This is a genomic window from Motiliproteus sp., from assembly GCF_965230735.1.
Lineage (GTDB): Bacteria > Pseudomonadota > Gammaproteobacteria > Pseudomonadales > Balneatricaceae > Motiliproteus.
Genome location: NZ_OZ246016.1, coordinates 634,706 through 657,514, shown reverse-complemented (window position 1 = coordinate 657,514; position 22,809 = coordinate 634,706). Strand labels below are relative to the sequence as shown.

The 22,809-nt window shown below is 59.3% G+C and carries 24 protein-coding genes; 18 read left to right on the top strand and 6 right to left on the bottom strand.

What is annotated here, in order from left to right:
• The first annotated feature begins 16 nt into the window (after positions 1-16).
• The 6 genes from ACO05M_RS03150 to ACO05M_RS03125 all read left to right on the top strand — a co-directional run bounded on the left by ACO05M_RS03150 (position 17) and on the right by ACO05M_RS03125 (position 3,296).
• Positions 17-502, top strand: a complete 486-nt coding sequence (locus tag ACO05M_RS03150; protein WP_421867649.1) for a pilus assembly FimT family protein — start codon at positions 17-19, stop codon at positions 500-502.
• Positions 503-511: 9 nt separating this feature from the next.
• Positions 512-1,009 (top strand): prepilin-type N-terminal cleavage/methylation domain-containing protein, encoded by a 498-nt coding sequence (locus ACO05M_RS03145; protein ID WP_421867646.1) that lies wholly within the window; start codon positions 512-514, stop codon positions 1,007-1,009.
• The gene (locus ACO05M_RS03140; RefSeq protein WP_421867643.1) at positions 990-1,538 is read left to right on the top strand and encodes a type IV pilus modification PilV family protein; all 549 of its coding nucleotides are present in this window, start codon (positions 990-992) and stop codon (positions 1,536-1,538) included. Before ACO05M_RS03145 ends, ACO05M_RS03140 begins: the two co-directional genes overlap by 20 nt.
• On the top strand, positions 1,538-2,365 hold the full coding sequence (locus tag ACO05M_RS03135; protein ID WP_421867641.1) for a prepilin-type N-terminal cleavage/methylation domain-containing protein: 828 nt from the start codon (positions 1,538-1,540) through the stop codon (positions 2,363-2,365). The genes ACO05M_RS03140 and ACO05M_RS03135 overlap by 1 nt, the downstream gene beginning before the upstream one ends.
• Positions 2,355-2,780, top strand: a complete 426-nt coding sequence (locus ACO05M_RS03130) for a hypothetical protein (RefSeq protein ID WP_421867639.1) — start codon at positions 2,355-2,357, stop codon at positions 2,778-2,780. The genes ACO05M_RS03135 and ACO05M_RS03130 overlap by 11 nt, the downstream gene beginning before the upstream one ends.
• Positions 2,781-2,909: 129 nt before the next feature.
• Entirely contained in the window at positions 2,910-3,296 is a 387-nt protein-coding gene (locus ACO05M_RS03125; protein ID WP_421867636.1) for a PilZ domain-containing protein, read from the top strand.
• A 23-nt stretch (positions 3,297-3,319) separates the two neighbouring features.
• Here the strand turns inward: ACO05M_RS03125 and radA are convergent, their stop codons facing one another.
• Entirely contained in the window at positions 3,320-4,690 is a 1,371-nt protein-coding gene (gene radA, locus ACO05M_RS03120; RefSeq protein ID WP_421867633.1) for a DNA repair protein RadA, read from the bottom strand.
• A gap of 266 nt (positions 4,691-4,956) precedes the next feature.
• On the opposite strand from radA, the gene ACO05M_RS03115 reads away from it, so the two are divergent.
• Positions 4,957-6,234 (top strand): bifunctional O-acetylhomoserine aminocarboxypropyltransferase/cysteine synthase, encoded by a 1,278-nt coding sequence (locus ACO05M_RS03115; protein WP_421867630.1) that lies wholly within the window; start codon positions 4,957-4,959, stop codon positions 6,232-6,234.
• Positions 6,235-6,319: 85 nt separating this feature from the next.
• Here the strand turns inward: ACO05M_RS03115 and ACO05M_RS03110 are convergent, their stop codons facing one another.
• The 3 genes from ACO05M_RS03110 to rpmE form a co-directional block, all read right to left on the bottom strand.
• On the bottom strand, positions 6,320-7,588 hold the full coding sequence (locus ACO05M_RS03110) for a malic enzyme-like NAD(P)-binding protein (protein ID WP_421867628.1): 1,269 nt from the start codon (positions 7,586-7,588) through the stop codon (positions 6,320-6,322).
• 145 nt (positions 7,589-7,733) lie between these two features.
• Positions 7,734-8,543 (bottom strand): thermonuclease family protein, encoded by an 810-nt coding sequence (locus ACO05M_RS03105; protein WP_421867625.1) that lies wholly within the window; start codon positions 8,541-8,543, stop codon positions 7,734-7,736.
• 36 nt (positions 8,544-8,579) lie between these two features.
• The gene (rpmE, locus tag ACO05M_RS03100; protein WP_421867623.1) at positions 8,580-8,792 is read right to left on the bottom strand and encodes a 50S ribosomal protein L31; all 213 of its coding nucleotides are present in this window, start codon (positions 8,790-8,792) and stop codon (positions 8,580-8,582) included.
• Positions 8,793-9,029: 237 nt separating this feature from the next.
• Here rpmE and ACO05M_RS03095 point away from each other — a divergent pair, with 237 nt between their 5' ends.
• The 6 genes from ACO05M_RS03095 to ACO05M_RS03070 all read left to right on the top strand — a co-directional run bounded on the left by ACO05M_RS03095 (position 9,030) and on the right by ACO05M_RS03070 (position 15,578).
• Positions 9,030-11,234, top strand: a complete 2,205-nt coding sequence (locus ACO05M_RS03095) for a primosomal protein N' (protein WP_421867621.1) — start codon at positions 9,030-9,032, stop codon at positions 11,232-11,234.
• Between the two features lie 302 nt (positions 11,235-11,536).
• On the top strand, positions 11,537-12,148 hold the full coding sequence (locus tag ACO05M_RS03090) for an SPOR domain-containing protein (protein WP_421867618.1): 612 nt from the start codon (positions 11,537-11,539) through the stop codon (positions 12,146-12,148).
• A 444-nt stretch (positions 12,149-12,592) separates the two neighbouring features.
• Complete coding sequence (gene hslV, locus ACO05M_RS03085; RefSeq protein WP_421867614.1) at positions 12,593-13,126, top strand: ATP-dependent protease subunit HslV; 534 nt, start codon at positions 12,593-12,595, stop codon at positions 13,124-13,126.
• Positions 13,127-13,206: 80 nt separating this feature from the next.
• On the top strand, positions 13,207-14,532 hold the full coding sequence (hslU, locus tag ACO05M_RS03080; RefSeq protein ID WP_421867611.1) for an ATP-dependent protease ATPase subunit HslU: 1,326 nt from the start codon (positions 13,207-13,209) through the stop codon (positions 14,530-14,532).
• A 27-nt stretch (positions 14,533-14,559) separates the two neighbouring features.
• Positions 14,560-14,967 carry a gamma-butyrobetaine hydroxylase-like domain-containing protein gene (locus tag ACO05M_RS03075; protein WP_421867608.1) on the top strand — a complete coding sequence of 136 codons (408 nt, stop codon included), beginning with the start codon at positions 14,560-14,562 and terminating at the stop codon, positions 14,965-14,967.
• Positions 14,968-14,969: 2 nt separating this feature from the next.
• Positions 14,970-15,578, top strand: a complete 609-nt coding sequence (locus ACO05M_RS03070) for a ubiquinone biosynthesis accessory factor UbiJ (protein WP_421867604.1) — start codon at positions 14,970-14,972, stop codon at positions 15,576-15,578.
• Positions 15,579-16,658: 1,080 nt separating this feature from the next.
• Here ACO05M_RS03070 and ACO05M_RS03065 read toward each other — a convergent pair.
• On the bottom strand, positions 16,659-17,348 hold the full coding sequence (locus ACO05M_RS03065) for a fumarylacetoacetate hydrolase family protein (RefSeq protein ID WP_421867601.1): 690 nt from the start codon (positions 17,346-17,348) through the stop codon (positions 16,659-16,661).
• Positions 17,349-17,354: 6 nt separating this feature from the next.
• Entirely contained in the window at positions 17,355-17,903 is a 549-nt protein-coding gene (locus tag ACO05M_RS03060) for a gamma carbonic anhydrase family protein (RefSeq protein WP_421867598.1), read from the bottom strand.
• An 84-nt stretch (positions 17,904-17,987) separates the two neighbouring features.
• Between ACO05M_RS03060 and prlC the strand changes: the two genes are divergently transcribed.
• The 5 genes from prlC to ACO05M_RS03035 all read left to right on the top strand — a co-directional run bounded on the left by prlC (position 17,988) and on the right by ACO05M_RS03035 (position 22,777).
• The gene (prlC, locus tag ACO05M_RS03055) at positions 17,988-20,048 is read left to right on the top strand and encodes an oligopeptidase A (RefSeq protein WP_421867595.1); all 2,061 of its coding nucleotides are present in this window, start codon (positions 17,988-17,990) and stop codon (positions 20,046-20,048) included.
• Positions 20,045-20,311, top strand: coding sequence for a YheV family putative zinc ribbon protein (locus tag ACO05M_RS03050; RefSeq protein WP_421867592.1), 267 nt, complete (start codon positions 20,045-20,047; stop codon positions 20,309-20,311). Before prlC ends, ACO05M_RS03050 begins: the two co-directional genes overlap by 4 nt.
• 83 nt (positions 20,312-20,394) lie before the next feature.
• Entirely contained in the window at positions 20,395-20,958 is a 564-nt protein-coding gene (locus tag ACO05M_RS03045) for a DNA-3-methyladenine glycosylase I (RefSeq protein ID WP_421867589.1), read from the top strand.
• The gene (locus tag ACO05M_RS03040; RefSeq protein WP_421867586.1) at positions 20,955-21,905 is read left to right on the top strand and encodes a DMT family transporter; all 951 of its coding nucleotides are present in this window, start codon (positions 20,955-20,957) and stop codon (positions 21,903-21,905) included. The genes ACO05M_RS03045 and ACO05M_RS03040 overlap by 4 nt, the downstream gene beginning before the upstream one ends.
• Positions 21,902-22,777, top strand: a complete 876-nt coding sequence (locus tag ACO05M_RS03035; RefSeq protein ID WP_421867583.1) for a DMT family transporter — start codon at positions 21,902-21,904, stop codon at positions 22,775-22,777. The genes ACO05M_RS03040 and ACO05M_RS03035 overlap by 4 nt, the downstream gene beginning before the upstream one ends.
• Positions 22,778-22,809 lie beyond the last annotated feature (32 nt).

Here is a 22,809-nt window from a genome sequence, read left to right as displayed (position 1 = left end):
TGTTTGAGGAGTATTTATGAAGGCTAAACAGTCTGGTTTCACGATTATCGAACTGATCGTGGTAATTGCCCTGTTGGGTATCCTATCGGCGGTGGCGCTGCCCCGTTTTATCAATGTGACCGAAGACGCTCATACAGCAGCGGTTAGCGGTGCCGGTGCCGGTTTTGCAACAGGTGTAGCGCTAATTCGGGCTCAAGCGATCGCAGAGGGAGTGGTTAGTGGTGCTGTCGATGGCTTCGGAAACGGCACCTTGCACGTGAATGCGTCTGGTGGCGCCATGAGTGTGGGCAATGCTGCGGTGTTGGACTGTGAAGACGTCTGGACCAATCTGCTGCAGGCCAATGCGCCCACGGTATCTGGTGCTAACTCGGATTACACCATTGGTGGTACCTCTCCGGAATGTATCTACACCTACCGCACACCGAATGATAATGGCGGTCAGCGAACTATTACTTACAATAGCTCTACCCGCGAAGTTACTGTCAACGCCGACGGTAACTAATCACAAGCAGTGAGCTTGATAAAAGCCCGCCGATCAAGTTCGGCGGGCTTTACGATGGTCGAATTGGTTGTTGTGATCGTACTGCTCGGCATTCTGTCGGCGGTGGCGATAGCCCGTTTTGGCGATGTTCAAATCTTCCGCTCCCTACAGGTCAAGGACCTGTTGATCAGCAGTGCCCGGCAAGCCCAGCAGGCAGCCTTGAACCGGTATGATCAGACGATTGAGTTGCAACTGTCCCGCAATGGTGGGGACTACCTGTTTGAGATCCGAGCCAACGGTCTGGTTCTAAAACAGCAGCGGGTCGATCCGGGTTCTATCACGCTATCCGATCCTACTGGCTCGCCGCTCGGCGCTTCCCCCTATAGCCACCGCTACGACAACCTCGGTAACTTGGCTGGGGGAATCAGCTCCAACCTATCCTTTAACAGCGGCGGTGATATTGTCTGTATCACCCTGGCCGGTTTTGCCTACCTGGCGGAGAGTGCGCTTGTCTGTACGCAGAACTAACCCGGAACGTCGTTTCCAGGGCTTTACGCTGATCGAGATGGTGATCACCATCTCGATTCTGGCGATCGCCTTGGTGGCGGTAGCCCAATCGCTGCAGTTCAGCGCCCAGTTCGGTGCCGATACCCTGTGGCAAACCAAGACGGTCGAGCTGGTACAGGCCTACAGCGACGAGATCATGACCAAGCGGTTTGACGAGGCGACACCGATCGGCGGTCAGCCACCCTGCGGCACCGCATCAGCGGCATCCTGCAGCGCCACGTTGGGGTCGGAAACCGGTGAGCAGCGCACCGCTGGCGTCAATACCTTCGATGATGTGGATGATTACCATGATCTGGATGATCAGCCACCATTGGATGCCCAAGGCGCTGTTCGGGCGGATTACAACGGCTATCGGGTCGAAGTAGATGTCTTCCATGCCGGTGACGAGATCGGCCTGGCCAGTGATACCGACGGCAAACGAATTCAGATTCGGGTGACACCGCCGGGGCAGCGGCCGCTGGTGTTCAGTGTCTATCGGGGGAATTTCTGATGCGCCGCCTCGCCGGATTGCGATCGACCCAAGGCTTTACTCTGGTCGAGCTGGTGGTGGTGATCGTGGTGATGGCGGTACTGGGCGTAGGGGTGTCGCAGTTTATCGTCAATACCTCCGACAGTTATGTCAGTACGGCGTTGCGGGATCGCCAGGGTTCGGCGGCCCGTGCGGTGGTGGAGCGGATTTCGCGGGAGTTGCGTAACGCACTGCCCAACAGTGTGCGCGTTTCGGCTGATCAGCAGTGTCTGGAGTTTGTACCGGTCCTGGGAGGCTCGATCTATACCCGGATTCCGTTGACCAGTGCATCCAGCAGCTTCAGTTCGATCCCGTTCAGCAGTGGTGCAGCACCCTCGATTGGTCGGGTGGCGGTCTACCCGATCAATACAGCCTCGGTCTACAACCTGGCAACCACGTCGGCGGCGATGTCGAGTATCTCGCCCGACGTCAGCAGCAGTCAGAGCGCGTTAGAGGATACCGTTGAGATCGATGTGCAGCTGTCGCGGGCCCACCGTTTTCCGCTGGAATCACCCAGCCAACGCTGGTTTATGGTCGATGATCCGGTCAGCTTCTGTTTCAGTGGAACGCAGTTGTTCCGCTACAGAGATTACGACTATCTGACTTCCCAGCCGTCACCGGGAGGATTTGGTAGCGGTAACGAGCAGACCCCCAAGCGCGCTCTATTGGCTAACGGCGCCAGCGGCAGTTTTGTCGTGATTCCGGCCACCCTGCAGCGCAACGCTCTGGTGCAGATGAATCTGGATCTGCGCGAGCGTGGCGAAGGGGTGTCGATCGTTCATGAGGTGCAGTTGCGAAATGCTCCGTAAATTCTCTCTGAATCGACTACCCAAACCGATACCGCGTAGGCTCCAGCGCGGGCTGGGGCTGATGTCGGCGATCTTTGTGATTACCATCATGGCCGTGGTGGTGGTGGGGCTGTCGAGTCTGGTGGTCAGCAGCAAGGAGTCTTACGGTTATGAGCTGATGTCGGTCAGGGCCTTCCTGTTGGCTGAAAGCGGCGGCCAGATGGCGATCAGCCACCTGCTGTTGGAAAGTGCCTCGGATTGCAGCGGGTTGCCCAGCCAGCTGCCGCCAGCCGAGCTGCAAAGCTGTACGTTGCAGCTGACCTGCCCCAACGTTAGCGTCGACGGAATCGACTATTTCACCATCGAGTCCACCGCGACCTGCGGTAGTGGTCTGGATCAGGCGATCCGCAAACTGACCCTGCGGGTGCAACGCTAGTCCCAACGCGGTATCACTGTTTATCCCCCTTTTGATCCGGCTCAGGTTTTGCGAGTGCACCGCCTCCAGATAGGGTTTATAGTTTGCAGAGCAAAATCTGTCAGTTGTCGTTAGATAAGGGGTGCCGCTTTGAGCCAGCAAGAAGGCCAATCACAGAGCCAAGAGCGTCGTCGTTTTACCCGAATCGCCTTTGATGCCGAAGCCGAGCTCCGGCACGGAGATCAGCGTTGGATGGTCGAGATCAAGGATATCTCGCTCAAGGGGGTACTGCTGAGCCATCCGGCGGGGTTTGAAGCCCAAGCGGGAGCAGAGCTGATGGTTGAGTGCTGGCTGGATAGTGATGTACAGCTGGTGCTGCCGGTGGTGCTAAAGCGTGTCGATGCTGAGTACCTCGGCTGCGCTTGTGGTGCGATCGATCTGGACAGCATTACCCACCTGCGTCGTTTGGTGGAGCTGAACCTAGGCGACGACAGCCTGTTGGAGCGCGAGCTGGACCACCTGATCGCAGCCCAATAACGCGATGCAAGGCCGGTGGCGATTCAGATCGCCTCCAGCGCTTCCGAGAGTTTCTCCACCCCGATCACTTCCATCCCCTCGATCTTGTCCTTGGGCAGGTTACCTTTCGGGACGATAGCCCGTTGAAAGCCGTGTTTGGCGGCTTCACGGATTCGCTCCTGGCCGCTGAGTACCGGACGGATCTCACCCGCCAGCCCAACTTCCCCGAACACCACCAGGTTCTGCGGCAGGGTTTGATCGCGGAAACTGGAGACCACCGCCAATAGCAGCGCTAGGTCGGCACTGGTTTCGGCGACTCGCACACCGCCCACCACGTTGACGAATACGTCCTGATCGCCGGTGTGTAGGCCGCCATGGCGGTGTAGCACCGCCAGTAGCATGCCGAGCCGGTTCTGATCCAGCCCGACCGCGATGCGACGGGGGTTGTTGAGGTGGGACTCGTCGACCAGCGCCTGAATTTCCACCAGCATCGGCCGGGTTCCTTCCCAGACCACCATCACCAGCGAGCCGGCACTGGCTTCCTGGGTGCGGTTGAGGAAGATCGCGCTGGGGTTTTTGACCTCTTTCAGGCCCGACTCCATCATCGCGAACACGCCCAGCTCGTTGACCGCGCCGAAACGGTTCTTCTGACCGCGTAGGGTGCGGAAACGACTGTCGTGACCACCTTCGAGCAGCAGCGAGCAGTCGATCATATGCTCGAGCACCTTGGGGCCGGCCAGGGAGCCGTCCTTGGTGACATGGCCGACCAGGAACAGCACCGTATGGGTTTGCTTGGCGAAGCGGGTCAGGTAAGCAGCGCTCTCGCGCACCTGAGATACGCTTCCGGGCGCGGATTGCACATCAGCCATGTGCATCACCTGAATCGAGTCGATCACCATCACCTTGGGCTGATGTTGCTGGGCGATCTGCACCAGTTGCTCGACCGAGGTCTCCGACAGCATGTTGAGTTTGTCGGTCGGCAGGCCGAGCCGCTTGGCCCGCAGGGCCACCTGTTGCAGCGATTCTTCACCGGTGACGTAGAGCGCTTCGTATTGGTTGGCGAGCTCGCACAGAACCTGCAACAGCAGGGTACTCTTGCCGGCGCCGGGATGACCGCCGATCAGAATCGCCGAGCCTGGAACCAGACCGCCACCAAGCACCCGATCCAGCTCGCTGTTCTCGGTGCTGAAACGGGGCAGATCGGCCAGGTCGACCTCGGCCAGCTTCTGTACCTTACCCTGTTGGCCGGCGCCGCCGTCATAACCGCTGAAGCGTTCTCGAGCGGCGCTGGGGGCGCTGCCCAGGCGAACTTCACTGAGTGTGTTCCAGGCGCCACAGTCGCTGCACTGGCCTTGCCACTTGGCGTAGTCGGAGCCGCAGTCATTACAAACATACGCGGTTTTGGCTTTGGCCATGGCGCTGAATTCCCATTGAAAATAAAGCGCAGATCATAACATGGGGCTATTTGAGGCTGTGTGAAAACGTGGCGAGCGAAGGTGAGGCTAGGCAAAAACCGGTGAAAAAGCGCAGTTTACCGGCTGTAAATGAGCATTTTGAACCGGTTTTTAACAACGCCTAACCGAGGGCAGTAGTTTTCACCCAGCCTCTATTTAAGCGCGTCTAAGGTTGAGCTAGTCTAGAGGTTCCTTAACCTGCCATCTAAGAAGCGGAGTTGCTCCACATGAAATTGGAAACCCAAGCGATCCACAGCGGTTATCAGCCCGATCCCACCACCAAAGCGGTTGCGGTACCGATCTACCAGACCACCTCCTACGCCTTCGACGACACTCAGCACGGCGCCGACCTGTTCGACCTCAAGGTGCAGGGCAATATCTACACCCGGATCATGAACCCCACCACGGCGGTGCTGGAGCAGCGGGTTGCGGATCTGGAGGGCGGCATCGGTGCGCTGGCACTGGCATCCGGGATGGCGGCTATCACTTACACCATTCAGACCCTGGCCGAGGCCGGCGACAATATTGTCAGCATCAACAAGCTGTATGGCGGTACCTACAACCTGTTCGCCCATACCCTGCCGCGTCAGGGTATCGATGTGCGGATGGCTCCCCATGACGACCTGGCGGCGTTGGAAGCGCTGATCGACGATAAAACCAAGGCGGTGTTCTGCGAATCGATCGGTAACCCGCTGGGTAACGTGGTCGATATCGAAGGGCTGGCCGAAGTCGCCCACCGTCACGGCGTACCGCTGGTGGTCGATAACACCGTGGCAACCCCCTGCCTGCTGCGTCCGTTCGAGTACGGTGCCGACATCGTGGTTCACTCGCTGACCAAGTATATCGGTGGTCATGGGACGTCCATCGGCGGCGTGGTGGTCGACTCGGGCAAGTTCCCCTGGGCCGAGTACAAAGAACGCTTCCCGATGCTGAACGAACCGGATCCCTCTTACCACGGTGTGGTCTATACCGAGGCCCTGGGTCCGGCGGCCTTCATCGGCCGTTGCCGCGTGGTGCCACTGCGCAATACCGGTGCGGCGATCTCGCCGATGAATGCGTTCCAGATCCTGCAGGGCATCGAAACCCTGCCGTTGCGGATGGAGCGCCACTGCGATAACGCCATGAAGGTGGCTGAATATTTGTCCGGCCATGATCAGGTTGAATGGGTCAACTACGCCGGTCTGGAAGGCAACGAAGGTTATGAGCTGGCGCAGAAGTACGTCGGCGGCAAGCCGTCAGGTATTCTGAGCTTCGGCGTCAAGGGTGGTGTCGAGGCGGGGGCGCGCTTTATCGATGCGTTGCAACTGATCACCCGACTGGTCAATATCGGCGATGCCAAGTCACTGGCCTGCCACCCGGCCAGCACCACCCACCGTCAGCTGTCGCCGGAAGAGCTGGCGGCTGCTGGTGTGAGTGTCGATATGGTGCGGATCTCGGTGGGTATCGAGCATATCGACGATATCATCGCCGACCTGGAGCAGGCCCTGGAAGCAGCCAAAGGCTGATACCCGGAGCAATTTCTCCCGCACAACAAAAAAGGGCTCCCCGGTTTGCACCGGGGAGCCCTTTTTCGTACGGATGCGAGCGTGCTTAGACGTCTTCCAGGCCGTTGAGCGGGTAGTTCTCAGGCAGAGGCAGACGAGCAACACCGATCTCGATCGCCGCTTCGGCAACCGCCATCGATACCTTGCCCAGCAGGCGCGGATCGTTGGGCTTCGGAATGATGTACTCGTGACCGAATTCCAGTGATTCCAGACCGTAGGCGTCCAGAACCTCCTGCGGGACCGGCTCTTTGGCCAGCTCGGCGATGGCGTAGACGGCGGCCATCTTCATCTCGTGAGTGATGTGACGGGCACGCACGTCCATGGCGCCACGGAAGATGTACGGGAAGCAGAGGACGTTGTTGACCTGGTTCGGGTAATCGGAGCGGCCAGTGGCCATGATTACGTCGTCACGGGTGCTGTGAGCCAGTTCTGGACGGATCTCCGGATCCGGGTTGGCGCAGGCGAATACGATCGGGTTCGGGGCCATGGTCTTCAGCTGCTCGGCGGACAGCTGGTTGGCACCGGCCAGACCGAGGAAGACATCGGCGCCGTTGATGGCGTCTTCCAGCGTCCGGCAATCGGTCTGGATCGCAGCGAACATCGCTTTTTCCGGGGTCAGGTCGCCACGGCCGTCATGGATAACACCACGACGGTCACAGGCGATGATGTTGTGACGGCGGATACCGGCGGTGATCATCAGACGCAGACAGGCGGTGGCGGCGGCGCCGGCGCCCAGACAGACAACCTTGACGTCCTCGATGTTCTTGCCGGACAGTTCGATCGCGTTCAGCAGGCCTGCGACGGTGACGATGGCGGTACCGTGCTGATCGTCGTGGAAGACCGGGATCTGCAGACGTTCGATCAACTGACGCTCGATCTCGAAACACTCCGGGGCTTTGATATCTTCCAGATTGATACCGCCGAAGGAGCAGGCGATACGGGCGACGGTGTCGCAGAAAGCCTGCGGGCTTTCGTTTTCGACTTCGATATCGATGGAGTCGAGACCGGCGAAACGCTTGAACAGCAGCGCCTTACCTTCCATCACCGGCTTGGAAGCTAGTGCGCCCAGGTTACCCAGGCCCAGGATAGCGGAGCCGTTGGAGATGACCGCGACCAGATTGCCCTTGTTGGTGTACTTGTAAGCATCGTTAGGGTTTTCGGCGATAGCGCGTACCGGTTCGGCCACACCCGGGCTGTAAGCCAGCGCCAGGTCATCGGCGGTTTCCGCCGGCTTGGTCAGTTCGATGCTGATTTTTCCCGGCTTGGGGTACTGGTGGTACTCCAGCGCGCGCTTATTCAGGTCTTGATCGGTCATTTTTTTTAGCATCCAAAAAGTACGAGTGGCCGGCGATCATAAACGAAAGTCGCACGGTGCTCAACAAAGCACCAGCCCACAGGCCGCGTAGAATCGGCTCTTGAGGGTTTATGATCAGTTTCTGGCCAGTAGAAGGAAATAGTACTTAACAACGATTTTTGCAGAGTATTAGACCGTCGGAATGGTTAAGCTTTAGTGAAAAAGGAAGAAAACCCCGCGATTTTTGCTGTTTCGACAATCGCCGAACGGAGATCCAGCCACGTATTTCAATCCAGGAATTTTTTTGCAATTGCACAAAATTTTCCTGAATCCAGAGACTGGCCTGACCCTGCGCTGCAACAAAAAGCTTGTTGTCCAGCTCGATGAAATGGCCCCGCTTCAGCTTACCGATGCGGCTGATCCGACCTCGGAACAGGCCGAAGCCGCCATCGGTTTGACTGAGCTCGGTAATGAGCTTGGGCTGATAGGCGTTTAACCGCCAGACTCCCCGCTGCTCCGAGCGAGCCTGTTGCTCGGCTTGTCGGTGACAGCGCCGAAGATCCAGATTGGGGGCGATACTCAGCGCAAAACCAAGTCCCTGCCGGAGCAGCTCGGCTTCGACATTGCGACCGTCGGCCAGAAAAAGGTGACCCAACAGTCGACCGTGGCGATCCTTGGGTTGCTGCCCGAGCTGCAGTTGGATACCGGGGGCTTTCAGCAGTTGTTGTAACTGCCGTTGGGCGGCTTGAGCCAGCGGCTGGTGACGGCCCTGCCGGTGATCGAGTTCCGGGGTGTTGATGCCGATCAGGCGCACATGGCGACCATCGCCGAGCTTGACGGTGTCGCCGTCGATCACCTGAGCAATGGTGACAGCCTGCGGCTGCTTTGGTGGTGGACAGTGCTTGAATGGCGGGTTGTCAGCTCGAGTGGGGGAGCTAAGTAGTGATAAACAGGCAAAAAGAAAGGCGCTTATCAAAAGCGCCTTTCTTGGGATTCGCATAGCGTCGCCGAATTACTTCTTCAGGCTGCGGCTGCCGAAACGCTTGTTGAAGCGATCGATACGACCAGCGGTGTCAACAACCTTCTGCTTGCCGGTGTAGAACGGGTGGCAAGAGCTGCAAACGTCCAGGTGCAGGTCAGAACCGGTGGAACGGGTCTTGATGGTGTTGCCGCAGCTGCAAGTTGCAGTGATTTCTTTGTATTCGGGGTGGATACCGGATTGCATGATAAAAACCTCAGATGTTTTAAGTGCCGCCCTCTCAGCTTTTTCACTGAGCACCGCACGTTCTGTAACTGTACGAAATCTGTACGCTACAACCAGGCGGCGGATTCTATAACAGCGCCTATCAAGGGCGCAAGTGAATTGTCGCCGTTATCCGTCCCGTGTTCAGAGTCTGCGGCAGGGTTGCTACAATGCGGCATCCTGAGACTCAGGCCCTTTCATAGATAAGGACAGGTTGTGATGTCCCGACCCGGTCGGCTGCTGCGGGTGGCTCTGCCCTCGCCGTTGCGGCGCTATTTTGACTATCTACCTCCGGAAACGGCGGCCTCGATCGGTCCCGGCCAGCGGGTGCGGGTGCCTTTCGGCCGGCGCCAACTGGTGGGTGTGGTGGTGGATCGGGTCGATCAGAGCGACGTCCCGGAAAACAAACTGCGGGCGGCGTTGGAGTGTCTCGATGAGCAGTCGGTGTTGCCGTTACCGCTGCTGGAGCTGGCACTCTGGTCGGCCAGCTATTATCACTACCCGCCTGGCGAGGTACTGGCCACCTTCCTGCCGGTGCTGTTACGTCAGGGGGAGGCGGCAGAATTTCGCAGCGAGCATTGTTGGGTCGTCAATGATGGCGTCGAACCGGATCAGCTGAAAAACGCGCCGCGGCAGCAGGCGTTGTTTGAGCTGTTGATGCAGCATCCCCATGGCCTGGCGGACGAGGCGCTGCGAGCGCAGCAGTTTTCCAGTGCGTTGGTCCGGGCACTGCATGACCGGGGCTTTATCTCGCGCCAGGAGCGACCGATGGAGCCGTTGCACAGGCCCGAAGGGGATCCCTTGCAGCAGAGTCCGTTGCCGCTAAACGAACAGCAACAGCAGGTGCTCGACCAACTCAACGAGAATCCGACTGGGTTCAGCTGCAACCTGTTGCAGGGCGTAACCGGTAGCGGTAAAACCGAGGTCTATCTCCAGCTGATCGAAGCCCAGCTGCGTCAAGGACGGCAATCGCTGGTACTGGTGCCGGAGATCGGCCTGACCCCGCAGACCGTGAGCCGGTTTCGTGCCCGCTTTAGGGTGCCGGTGGTGGCTTTGCATTCAGGGCTGAACGATCGTGAGCGACTCGATGCCTGGCTGCAGGCCGGTCGCGGGATGGCCGGAATCGTGATCGGTACCCGCTCGGCGGTGCTGACGCCGCTGGCACGGCTGGGGATGATCGTGATCGACGAGGAGCACGACGGCTCCTTTAAACAGCAGGAGGGATTTCGCTACTCGGCCCGTGACCTGGCGGTGATGCGGGCTCAACGGGAGCAGATTCCGGTGTTGCTCGGCAGTGCGACGCCCTCGTTGGAAAGCCTGCATAACGCGATCGAAGGTCGCTACCGTTGGCTCAAGCTCAGCCAGCGGGCCGGTGGTGCCCGGGCGCCAAGCTTTGAACTGTTGGATATCTGCCACCAGCCCCTCGACGAAGGGCTGTCGGAGCCGTTGATCCAGCGTATCGGTCAACACCTGGCCCGTAACGAGCAGGTGCTGGTGTTTTTGAATCGGCGCGGTTTTGCTCCCAGCCTGATGTGCCATGACTGCGGTTGGGTGGCCGATTGCCCCCAGTGCGATGCGCGTTTGACCCTGCATCGCTCGCCGGCACGATTGCACTGCCACCATTGCGATCTGCAGCTGCCGCTGACCGGCCGTTGCGGCGATTGCAACAGTACCGATCTGAATGCCCAGGGCGCCGGTACCGAGCGCACCGAAGCGACGCTACAGCGACTGTTTGAGAACTACCCTGTGCTACGGGTCGATCGCGACAGCACCCAGCGCAAACACGCGTTGCAGAAGATCCTGGAGCAGGTCAACGAAGGCGGCCCCTGCATTCTGGTCGGTACCCAGATGCTGGCCAAGGGGCATCATTTTCCCAAGGTGACACTGGTGGCGATTCTGGATGCTGATGGAGGCCTGTTCAGTGCCGATTTCCGCGGTATGGAGAAAACCGCGCAGTTGGTATTGCAGGTGGCCGGTCGGGCAGGGCGGGCCGAGCACCCGGGCCATGTGATCATGCAGACCCACCATGCCGAACACCCTCGGCTGCGTAGCTTGATCGAGCAGGACTACACCGAGTTCGCCCGTCAGGAGCTATCGGACCGGCGCCTGGCCAAGCTGCCGCCCTATCGATATCTGGTGCTGCTGCGGGCCGAAGCGGTTGCGCAAGGGCGAGCGGAGATCTTTCTGCAGTGGGTTCGCGAGTTGATCGAACAGCATGATTGGCCGGGAGTCAGCTGGCTGGGCCCGCTGCCTTCGCCGATGGAGAAGCGGGCCGGACGCTACCGGGCCCAGCTGTTGATCGAGGCCGATCAGCGCAAGCCGTTGCACCCGCTGCTGAGCTGGCTGAGCCGGACCCTGGAAGAGTGGCCCCAGGCCCGCAAGGTGCGTTGGTCGCTGGATGTGGATCCGATCGATAACTTTTAACTAAATGGGCAAATAGGCTCCCTTCCTATTTTGCCCGTCGTCCATCAAAGCGGGCGCCGTTGTGCGAAACGTCTGGCTTTTACTGGGCTCCCATTGGCCGACGGCCAATGTTGATGCATCCCTGCATCAATGAATATCAACCTAGCGGGTTAATATTCATTGATCGGGCTCAGAAGCGAGGCGTTCGATGCTTGGAACCGGATAGTAATCTGGCGATAATGGAACCGCTTCAGCAATAAGCAACCTAACCCAATCAAATCTCCCGGCGGCAGCCGCACCGATGGAAACCGACAGTACCGCCGATGGCCCACGATTACGCAAAACGCCGACAGAACGCCAGCAAGCCTGCTGCCCGTAAAACCAGCCCGAAGCCGCCACCTAAACCCCGTCGCCCGTTGTGGCCGTTGTTGGCTATCCTGTTGCTGTTGGGCGGGCTGGGTTATGGCCTTTACTTCCTGACCACAATCGGGTCCGATCCTGCCACGTCGCAGCCACCACTCTCACAAGAGCAGGTTGAGCAGCCAGCCAAACCACCCGCTAAACCAGTAGTAAAGAAGCCGGCGGAACCGGAGTTCGAGAAGGACGAAATCTATAAGTTTTACGAGCTGTTGCCCAAGTCCGAGGTGGTGGCTCCGGAAGTTGAAGCCTACAAGTCGACGCCGAAATCTGCCGAAGCCTACAGCAACTACCTGCTGCAAGCGGGCTCGTTCAAGAGTGCCGAAGATGCCGACCGACTGCGGGCCAAACTGTTGCTGGCCGGACTGCCGAACGTCACCTCCAGCAAGGTGGTTTCGTCCAACGGTACGGTCTGGTACCGGGTTCGAACCGGCCCCTTCCCCTCCCGCTCCAAGCTCAATAAGGCTTACGACAAGCTGGTGCGCATGAATCTGCAACCTTTGCAGATCAAACTCTAGGGAACCTGCGAACAAGTCTCTACGGCTTCTGCAAGAGCCTGAAGTGTGCAAGTTCTAGGCGCAAGCTGCAGCTAATGGCCGTCGCCCTTAGCAAAGGTTGCAACGACGAAATTGTGTGCTTCAGGCCTTGCCCTGAGGGGCTTTCAGCTTGATCCGCACTCTGCGTTGCAGTTTTTAGCAAGGTCTAGACATTGCTTCAAAACTGCGCCTGGATTGCGAACCAAGCTGAAAGCCAGAAGTTCGCAAGGACTTATTCGTAGGTTTCCTAGGCCAGCAATCAGTCCAAGAAACTCTTTCGCCCGGGCTTATTCGCGGCTTACTCGACGCCATTGGCTCAGATCGCTGTCCCGGGGCTTGAAAAAGCCCGGTTTGGAACCATATTGGCAGTAATTGATTCATCGGGATCCGAGCGATTCGATCGGCTCCCCTAATAAGGCGCAAACTATGACTACCATCGTATCCGTCCGCCGTGGCGATCAGGTTGTGCTCGGCGGTGACGGCCAGGTATCCCTCGGCAATACTGTCATGAAGGGCAACGCTCGCAAGGTACGCCGACTCTACAAAGGCGAAGTGATTGCCGGATTTGCCGGCGGTACCGCCGATGCATTCACGCTGTTCGAGCGTTTCGAGGCCCAACTGGAGAAGTTTCAGGGCAATCTAACCAAGGCCGCGGTGGAGATGGCCAAAGAGTGGCGCTCCGACCGGGCGCTGCGTCGTCTGGAGGCGATGCTGGTGGTGGCCAATGCACAGGCCTCGCTGATCATCACTGGCAATGGTGATGTGGTGGAACCCGAGCACGGCCTGGTGGCGATCGGCTCGGGCGGCAACTTCGCCCAGGCAGCCGCCCGCGCGTTGTTGGAGAATACTGATTTGAGTGCCCGCGAGATCGTCGAGAAGAGCCTGAACCTGGCGGCCGATATCTGCGTCTTCACCAACCATAATCTGAATATCGAAGTGCTCGAGGGGATCGACGCCTGAGCGTCGTTGTCTTACCGATTAGCCTGAACTCAATGGCTTTGAGCTGAATACAGCCCTGAGCTGATATAGAGACCTAACCCATGTCCCAGATGACCCCCCGTGAAATCGTCCATGAGCTGGACAACCATATCGTCGGCCAGGCCGATGCCAAGCGCGCCGTGGCAATCGCATTGCGTAACCGCTGGCGCCGGATGCAGCTGGACGATGCGATGCGAGCCGAGATCTCGCCCAAGAATATTCTGATGATCGGTCCTACCGGGGTGGGTAAGACCGAGATTGCCCGCCGTCTGGCAAAGCTGGCCAACGCGCCTTTTATCAAGGTGGAAGCGACCAAGTTCACCGAAGTCGGTTATGTCGGCCGCGATGTTGAGTCGATCGTTCGTGATCTGGTCGATATGTCGATCAAGATGCTGCGCGAGAAGGAGATGGAGAAAGTCTCCCACCGGGCCGAGGATGCCGCCGAAGAGCGAATACTCGACGCGCTGCTGCCGCCGCCCCGCGGTGATGAGGCGCCGGTGCGCGAAGAGAGCAGCACCCGCCAGCTGTTCCGCAAGAAGCTGCGCGAAGGGGACCTGGACGACAAAGAGATCGATATCGAGGTCAGCGCCACGCCGATGGGCGTCGAGATCATGGCCCCTCCGGGCATGGAAGAGATGACCAGCCAGTTGCAGAGCATGTTCTCCAACCTGGGTGGTGAAAAGCGCAAGACTCGTCGCCTGAAGGTGAAGGATGCGTTGAAGCAGCTGCGCGACGAAGAAGCTGCGGCACTGATCAAAGAGGACGATCTGAAGCAGCGTGCGGTCGAGTTGGTGGAGCAGAACGGTATCGTGTTCCTGGACGAGATCGACAAGGTTACCAAGCGGGCCGAGAGTGCTGGTGGTGGCGATGTCTCCCGCGAAGGGGTTCAGCGCGATCTGCTGCCGCTGATCGAAGGCTGCACCGTCAACACCAAGTACGGCATGATCAAGACCGACCACATCCTATTTATCGCCTCTGGCGCCTTCCACCTGTCGAAGCCATCCGATCTGATTCCGGAGCTTCAGGGCCGGTTGCCGATCCGGGTTGAGCTGCAGGCGCTGACGCCGGATGACTTTAAGCGGATCCTGACCGAGCCGGACGCCTCGCTGACCGAACAGTATCAAGCGCTGCTGGGCACCGAAGGGGTCGAGCTGTCGTTCCAGCCCGATGGGATCGAAAAAGTGGCCCAGATGGCGTTCGATGTAAACGAGCGTACCGAGAATATCGGTGCCCGCCGACTCCACACCATGATGGAGCGGCTGCTCGAAGAGATCTCATTCAGTGCCGGTGACGGTGGTGCCAACCAACTGGTGGTGGATGCCGATTACGTCGAGAAGGCGCTGGGAGAGCTGGCCCAGGATGAAGATCTGAGTCAGTATATTCTGTAGAACTTTTGTTAGAGCCAGGTAAAACCCATGCGCCCAACTCAGATCGCCCTGCACCTGAAATCGAAACAGCTCGAACTGGGCTATGACGATGATGCCTATCGGCTGGATGCCGAGTACCTGCGGGTCCACTCGCCCTCCGCCGAGGTCCGTGGCCACGGTAATCCGGTGCTGCAGACCGGCAAGCGGGATGTCGGGCTGGTTGGCGTCGAACCCAGCGGCAACTATGCCCTCAAACTGATCTTCGACGACGGTCACGACTCGGGACTGTTTAGCTGGGATTACCTGTACGAACTCTGCCAGAACCGGGATCAGTACTGGCAGCGCTATCTGGATCAACTCGAGCAGGCCGGTGCCAGTCGAGAGCCAAAGCCGGGCGATAACCAACCCAAACCAGCGGCCCGCGGCTGCGGTGGCGGCGGCTGCGGAGGGCGATAACGATGCTGAAATCCTGGCTGGAAAGCGAAGCTGGAATCCTGCTCGAGCTGAGCATCAATAAAGCGATCGCCCGAGATCCAGTGGCCCAGCGGCGACTGGCCGATCTCCAAGATAAGCGTCTACGTCTGCTACTGCCTTTTCCGGCCTTGAATCTGGTGGTCGAGTTGGGGCCTGAAGGGGTCAATCTGTGCGATGGGGTTGCCATCGAACAGGTCGACTGCGAAATCGAAGGCAGTGCCTCCGAGCTGCTGGCATTGATGATGGATCCGCAACTGGCCTTCGAAGGACGGGTCGAGCTGCGCGGCGACACCCTGCTGGCCAATCAACTGCGTCAGATCGCCCAGCAACTGGATCTGGACTGGGGCGGACTGATCGGTGATTGCATCGGTGATGCGCCCGCCCAGGTACTGCTGAACCTGCTTAATCAGGGGCGCGCTAACCTTAAGGAAGCCTCCAACAACCTGCTCGATGATCTGGATAACTGGCTCCACGAGGAGATCCGGGTGCAGCCGAGCCGGGCTGAGTTGGAGGGCTTCTACGACGAAGTCGATCGGTTGCGGTTGGATGCAGATCGATTACGGGCTCGGGTTGAGCGCCTGGAGCAGGCGTAGATTCTCTATTGGTGTTTATTCAGAGTTACTGAGTAAAAGGATAGTTTTTGTTGCGCTCTCCCGAGCGCGTTTCTTTTGTAAGCAAACAAAAGAAACCAAAAATTGCTTTGCCCGATGACTTGTCGGCTTCGCCGATCCCTTTCTCATAGTCTTCGTAACTGGGCACCGATTGAACTCGGCCTACGGCCTCAGACAGTCATCGGTGCTGATCCATTTCCAAAGCCAATGCTCGGCTGCGTCAAGGGCGCTTGAAACTGTGCCAGCTGACATCTCATCATTTCAGGATTAACGCCCCCTTCCCCTTTTGCGCCGGTGAGCATTGCAGCCTGACAATGGAGTAGAGCGATTGATGTTTGAGGGAGCGAAGCGAGTGAGTTCCAATCGCGGCCATTGGCAGGCGAAACGCGCAACGTAGCCAGCGAAGCTGGCCAAGCAAGAGGGGCCGCCTGGGATCGGCAAGGGAATGGCGGCGAATTCCCTTGCCACGCCCGAAAGGGCGTAACTGACGTTATCGGCAACTAATGATGTTTTTCTGGCTCTCTGAGTAAGCAGATAATTCTTGTTGCGCTCATCCGAGCGCCTTCATTCTTTTCGCATTGCGGAAAAGAACGAAGCAAGAAAACGCTAGCCCGATGACTTGCCGGCTTCGCCGATCCCCTTCACATAGCCTTCGTAAATGGGCACCGATTGAACTCGGCCTGCGGCCTCAGACAGTAATCGGTGCTGATCCATTTCCAAAGCCAATGCTCGGCTGCGTCAAGGGCGGTTGAGTCCGAGCCAGCTGACATCTCGCCATCTCAGGATTAACGCCCATTTCCCCCTTTTGCGCCGGTGAGCATTGAGCGGGTCGATGGATCAGCGAAGATGGCTGTCTGAGTGAGCGTAGCGAGCGAGTTTCCGTCGTAGCCCATCGGGCAGTTCAACGCGCAACGAAGTCGGCGAAGCCGACCAAGCAAGTGGGGCGGCTTTTCTTTGGTTCGGTTTCTTTTGCCCGGGCAAAAGAAATGAACGCGCTCGGGGGCGCGCAATAAAAACTATCCGCCAACGCATTAATCCAGAGCCGACGCAAAAGCCTAGCGATCAGACCACTTCCGTCCGCCATTCCTTCAATAACTTCTCACCCTCCAATAACCGCAACTCCAACTGCTGCCCAACCTGCAGTTGGCCAACTCCCGCCGGGGTGCCGGTCAGCACCAGATCTCCCGGCTGCAGGGTGAAATGTCGGCTGATGTAGGCCAGCAGTTCGGCGATGGGGGTGATCATCTGCCGGGCTGAGCCATCCTGGCGTAACTCTGAATCGAGCAGGAGCTGGAGCCGACAGTCATCGAGGCTCTTAATCGACTGTATAGGTACCAGAGGGCTGATAGGGCAGCTGCCGTCGAACGCTTTGGCCAGCTCCCAGGGGTGACCTTTTTGCTTTAGCTCGCTCTGCAGCTCCCGCAGGGTCAGGTCCAGCCCCAAACCGAGGGCGGCGATGGCGTCACAGGCCTGCTCCGGTGTGGCTCGGGTCAGGGGTTGGCCGATCAGCAATGCCAGCTCGGTTTCGAAATGGGTTGGGCCGCGTTCGGGGGCGAGCTGAATCGGTTGGCACAGGTCGACCAATGCGGTGGCCGGTTTGATAAACAGCAGCGGCCGCTCGGGCACCGGGTTGTTGAGTTCGCGGGCGTGCTCGGCGTAGTTACGGCCGATGCAGACCACTTTGCCTACCGGAAAATCCAGTTTGTTTCCCTGGCTGTCCCGGTGTTGGTAATTCGAGGGTGAAAGTTCCATGGCCGCTTATTCCTCGCTGGCGTAGGGCTCGCTCAGATGCTTGTCCTTGAGTTTGACGTAGTTGCCGGCGGTATAGGTGAAGAAGCTCATCTCCTTGTCGGTCAGCTTGCGCACCTGTTTGGCCGGACGGCCGACGTAGAGGTGGCCACTCTGCAGGGTTTTGCCCGGCGGTACCAGCGAACCGGCACCGATGACGACATCGTTTTCGACCACGGCGCCGTCCATCACCATTGCACCCATGCCCACCAGTACCCGGTCACCGATGGTGCAACCGTGCAGCATCGCCTGGTGGCCGACGGTGACATCGGAGCCGATGATCAACGGGAAGCCATCCGGGTTATAGGGGCCGGCGTGGGTGATATGCAGTACCGAGCCGTCCTGGATGCTGGTTCGGGAGCCGATGCGGATACGGTGCATGTCGCCACGCACGACGACCAGCGGCCAGATCGAGCTGTCATCGCCGATTTTGACATCGCCGAGCACCACGGCGCTGGGGTCAACCAGCACGCGCTGGCCGAGTTTGGGGGTCATACCTTGGTAACTGCGGATTTTCATGCCGGGCAGGCTCCAGTAAACTGCGGGGATGCCATTATGGCTTCATCCGAAGCCTTGATCCATTAGCGCCAAGTCGGAATCTCTATGACCAACCCGCTGTTGCAATCCCACACCTTCCCTCCCTTCCAACAGATCCAGCCGGATCAGATCGAGCCGGCGTTTGACCAGCTGCTGGCGGATGCCCGAACCGAACTGGATAAACTGCTGCAGGATCCGCCCTGCGACTGGACCCTGGTTCAACAGCTCGAAGCGATCGAGGATCGGCTCAGCCAGGCCTGGTCGCCGGTGAGTCATATGAATTCGGTGGTTAACAGTGACGAGCTGCGTCAGGCCTATAACGCGGTGCTGCCGAAGCTGACCGAATACCACACCGAGATGGGTCAGAACGAGGCGCTGTTTAACGCTTACCGGGCGCTGGCCGACAGCGATGACTTCGCCGATCTGGCGCAGTCGCAGCGGACCCTGGTGGAACATGCGTTGCGGGACTTCCGCCTATCCGGCATCGACCTGCCCGAACCCCAGCGTAGTCGCTACGGCGAATTGAAGAAGCGACTGTCGGAGCTGACCAGCAAGTTCTCCGAAAACGTGCTCGATGCCACCAACGGCTGGAGCAAGCAGCTGGATAACAAGGCGGCGCTGACCGGGCTGCCCGACAGCGCCATCGATGCGGCGGCCCAGGCCGCTCAGGCCCGGGAACTGGACGGCTATCTGATGACGCTGGATTTTCCCAGCTACTTTGCCGTGATCAGCTACGCCGACGATCGTGAACTGCGACGCGAAGTCTACGAGGCGTTCTCGACCCGGGCTTCGGATCAGGGCCCTCATGCCGGACAGTGGGACAACGGTCCGCTGATCGATGAGATCCTGGCGTTGCGCCATGAGCTGGCCCAGCTACTCGGTTTCGCCAACTATGCCGATTATTCGCTGGCGACCAAGATGGCCGAAAGCAGCGACCAGGTGGTCTGCTTCCTGCGTGATCTGGCCAGCAAGAGCCGATCGATGGCGCAGACCGAGCTGGACGAGCTGGCGGCGTTTGCCCGTGAGCAGGATGGGATCGACACCCTCGAAGCCTGGGATGTGGGTTACTACGGCGATAAATTGCGCCAGCAGCGTTATGCCCTGTCGCAGGAGCAGCTGCGCCCCTACTTCCCGGTCAACAAGGTGCTGGAGGGTTTGTTTGGCATCGCGGCCGAGCTGTTCGATGTCGACGTTGAGGCCGAAGACTCCGAGGGGCTCTGGCACCCGGATGCCCACCGTTTTGCGCTCAAGCGCGATGGCGAAGTGATCGCCCACTTCTACTTGGATCTTTATGCCCGCTCCCACAAGCGAGGCGGCGCCTGGATGGACGAGTGCCGGGTACGGCGTCGACTCGACGACGGCGCGCTGCAGCTACCGGTAGCCTACCTGGTCTGCAACTTCAATCCGCCGGTGGGCGATCAGCCGGCGCTGCTGACCCACAACGAGGTCACCACCCTGTTCCATGAGTTCGGCCACGGCCTGCACCATATGCTGACCCGGATCGAGTGGGCCGGGGTGTCCGGTATCAACGGGGTGGCCTGGGATGCGGTCGAATTGCCGAGCCAGTTCCTGGAGAACTGGTGCTGGGAGCCCCAGGCGCTGGCGCGGATTTCGGGTCATTTCGAGACCGGCGAGCCGCTACCGGCCGAGCTGCTGGAGGCCATGCTGGCGGCCAAAAACTTCCAATCCGGAATGCTGATGGTTCGGCAGCTGGAGTTTTCGCTGTTCGACTTCCTGCTGCACCGGGATTATCAACCGGCGTCTGAGGGACAATCGGCCACCGATGTACAGGCCTTGTTGAATCAGGTTCGGGCCGAAACGGCGGTGGTACAACCGCCGGCCTTCAATCGCTTCCAACACGGCTTCTCGCACATTTTCGCCGGTGGCTACGCAGCCGGGTATTACAGCTACAAGTGGGCCGAGGTGCTGTCGGCCGATGCGTTCTCCCGCTTCGAAGAGGAGGGGGTGTTCAATAAAGAGACCGGGCGCTCTTTCCTGCACGAGATTCTGGAGCAGGGTGGTTCGCGCGAGCCGATGGCGCTGTTCAAGGCGTTCCGAGGCCGCGAGCCCGAAGTCGATGCGCTGCTACGTCACAGCGGCATTCCTGCAGCGGGGGAAAAGCAATGACCAAACCGATCAAGCGTTTTGTCGCCGGGGCGGTCTGTCCGCGCTGTGGTGAAATGGACAAATTGCGCACTTGGCGTGACGAGGTGCAGGAGCATCGTGAGTGTATCCAATGCGGTTACACCGACGCGATGCGACTGGACGGCCTCAGCGGACCTGAAGAGATGGAGACCCGGGTCAACCAGCCCCGTGTGGCTGAGCCCCAATTGAACAGCGACGAGCAGGTGATCAACTTCGTGCCGATGCCGTCGAAGAGCAAGCACTAAAGCCGTTGCGCGAACCCGCGGGGTATAGACCGGAAAGCCGGTCTATACTGCGTTCTTTTTTAACCATCAGGGATGACCTGCCGATGACCACGCGCTGTGAATGGTGCTCCGCCAGTGAACTCTACCAGCAATACCACGATCAGGAGTGGGGCGTCCCGCTGCACGATGAGCAGCTGCTGTTCGAGTTTCTGATTCTCGAGGGAGCCCAAGCCGGGCTGAGTTGGATCACCATTTTGAACAAGCGCGAGCACTATCGTCGGGTCTACGATCAGTTTGATCCGGTCAAAGTGGCCGAGTACGGCCCGGAAAAGATCGAAGCCCTGCTGGCCGATCCGGGGATTGTCCGTAACCGCCTCAAGGTCGAAGCCTCAATCTCCAATGCCCGCGCCTTTCTGGAGGTACAGAAGGAGTTCGGCAGCTTCGATGCCTATATCTGGTCCTGGGTCGATAATAAGCCGATCCAGAACTCCTGGTCCTCGCTGGCCGAGGTGCCGGCTTCCACTGAACTGGCCGAGCGGCTGAGCAAGGATCTGAAGAAGCGCGGCTTCCGCTTTGTCGGCCCGACCATCTGTTACGCCTTTATGCAGGCCACCGGGATGGTTAACGACCACACCACCGACTGTTTCCGCCACGGGCAACTCCAATGACCGGCACTGCTGTTGAACCGCTGCAGCAGCGGCGGGCGGATCTGTTTGGGCTCGGTGCGGTACTCTGTTGGTCTACCGTCGCCACCGCGTTCAAGCTCAGCCTGGAGTATTTCAGCCCGGCCCAGTTGGTGCTGTTCGCCAGTCTGTTCTCGTGGTTGTTTCTCGGCGGCCTGTTGGCCTGGCGAGGTGAGCTGACAGGACTGTTGACCCAGTTTCGTCAGCATTGGCGGATCAGCCTGCTGCTGGGGGCGCTGAACCCGACGCTGTACTATCTGGTGTTGTTCCAGGCCTACGATCAGTTGCCGGCCCAGGAGGCCCAGGCGCTGAACTACACCTGGGCGCTGACCCTGTCGCTGCTGGCGGTGCCGTTGCTGGGGCACCGGCTTCGGCCGATCGAGCTGATCGCGGCACTGGTCTGTTACAGCGGTGTGCTGGTGATCGCCACCCGAGGTGACCTACTGGGACTGCAGTTCGATAATCTGACAGGGGTGTTGCTGGCGCTGGCCAGTACCCTGATCTGGGCGCTGTACTGGATCCTGAATACCCGCGACACCCGTGAGCCGGTGGCGAGCCTGTTTATGAATGTCAGCGTCGGTATCCTGTTGCTGCTGGTGTACTGTGGTCTGACCGGTGAATTGAACTCGCTGGATTGGCGCGGGCTCTGGGGTGCGGGCTATGTCGGCCTGTTCGAGATGGGACTGAGCTTCGTGTTCTGGCTGCTGGCGATGAAGCTGACCGGCAGCACCGCCCGTATCGCCAACCTGATCTTTATCTCGCCGCTGCTGTCACTGGTGCTGATCTCGACCATTCTGGATGAGCCGATTCTGGCCTCCACCCTGGTCGGGTTGGGACTGATCTTGACCGGGTTGGGCTTGCAGCGACTGGGTGCACCCAAGCCGGCAGCACAAACCTCTTCGGACTCCTCCGCTAAGGCCGACGGCCAATGATCGCCAGCCAGTTCCAGGCGATTCCGGCCGGAATTCGCTACATGCTGCTGTCGGCGCTCGGGTTTGCGCTGATGGCGGCCTGCGTCAAGCAAGTGGCCGGTTACGGCATTCCGGTACTGGAGATCGTGGCGGCGCGGGCGTTGGTATCGCTGTTGATCAGCTACCTGGACGTCAAACGCAAGAAGATCTCGGTCTGGGGCCAGCATCATGGGCTGTTGCTGGCGCGGGGGATCGTCGGTGCCTTGGCGCTGGTTTGCGTCTTTTATGCGGTCACGACCATGCCGTTGGCCAGCGCTACGCTGTTGCAGTACCTGCACCCGGCCTTTACTGCGGTGTTGGCCTGGCTGTTCTTGAAAGAGCGGATTCAGCGGGCCACCTTGATCTGTATTGGGCTGAGTCTGGCTGGGCTGGTGGTGATCATCAATCCGGGGTTGTTGGCGCAGCAGGTCGGATCGCTGCCGCCGCTGAGTCTGGCGGCGGCGCTGCTGGGATCGTTCGGCAGTGCGCTGGCCTACGTGATCGTTCGACGGCTGAGCCGGGTCGAAGACAGCTCGGTGATCATCTTTTACTTCCCGTTGATCGCGTTGCCGCTATCGTTGTTGCTGCTGGGTGATGACTTTGTGATGCCGGGCCCCGAGGCGTTTGGGTTGTTGGTGCTGGTGGGCATTTTCACCCAGCTGGGGCAGGTCGGGCTGACCAAGGCGATGCAACATGGGTCGGCCGGCAAGGCGACCGCCTACTCCTACGTCCAGGTGATCTTCGCCTTTGTGCTGGGCTGGGTGTTTTTCGAGGAAATTCCGTCGCTGGCGACCTGGCTTGGGGGCGCCCTCATTATCGGCGGGGCGCTGGTGAATGCCCTGGGTAAGCGTTGAGCCGATTTCAACAGACAGTGCCTGTGTCTGTG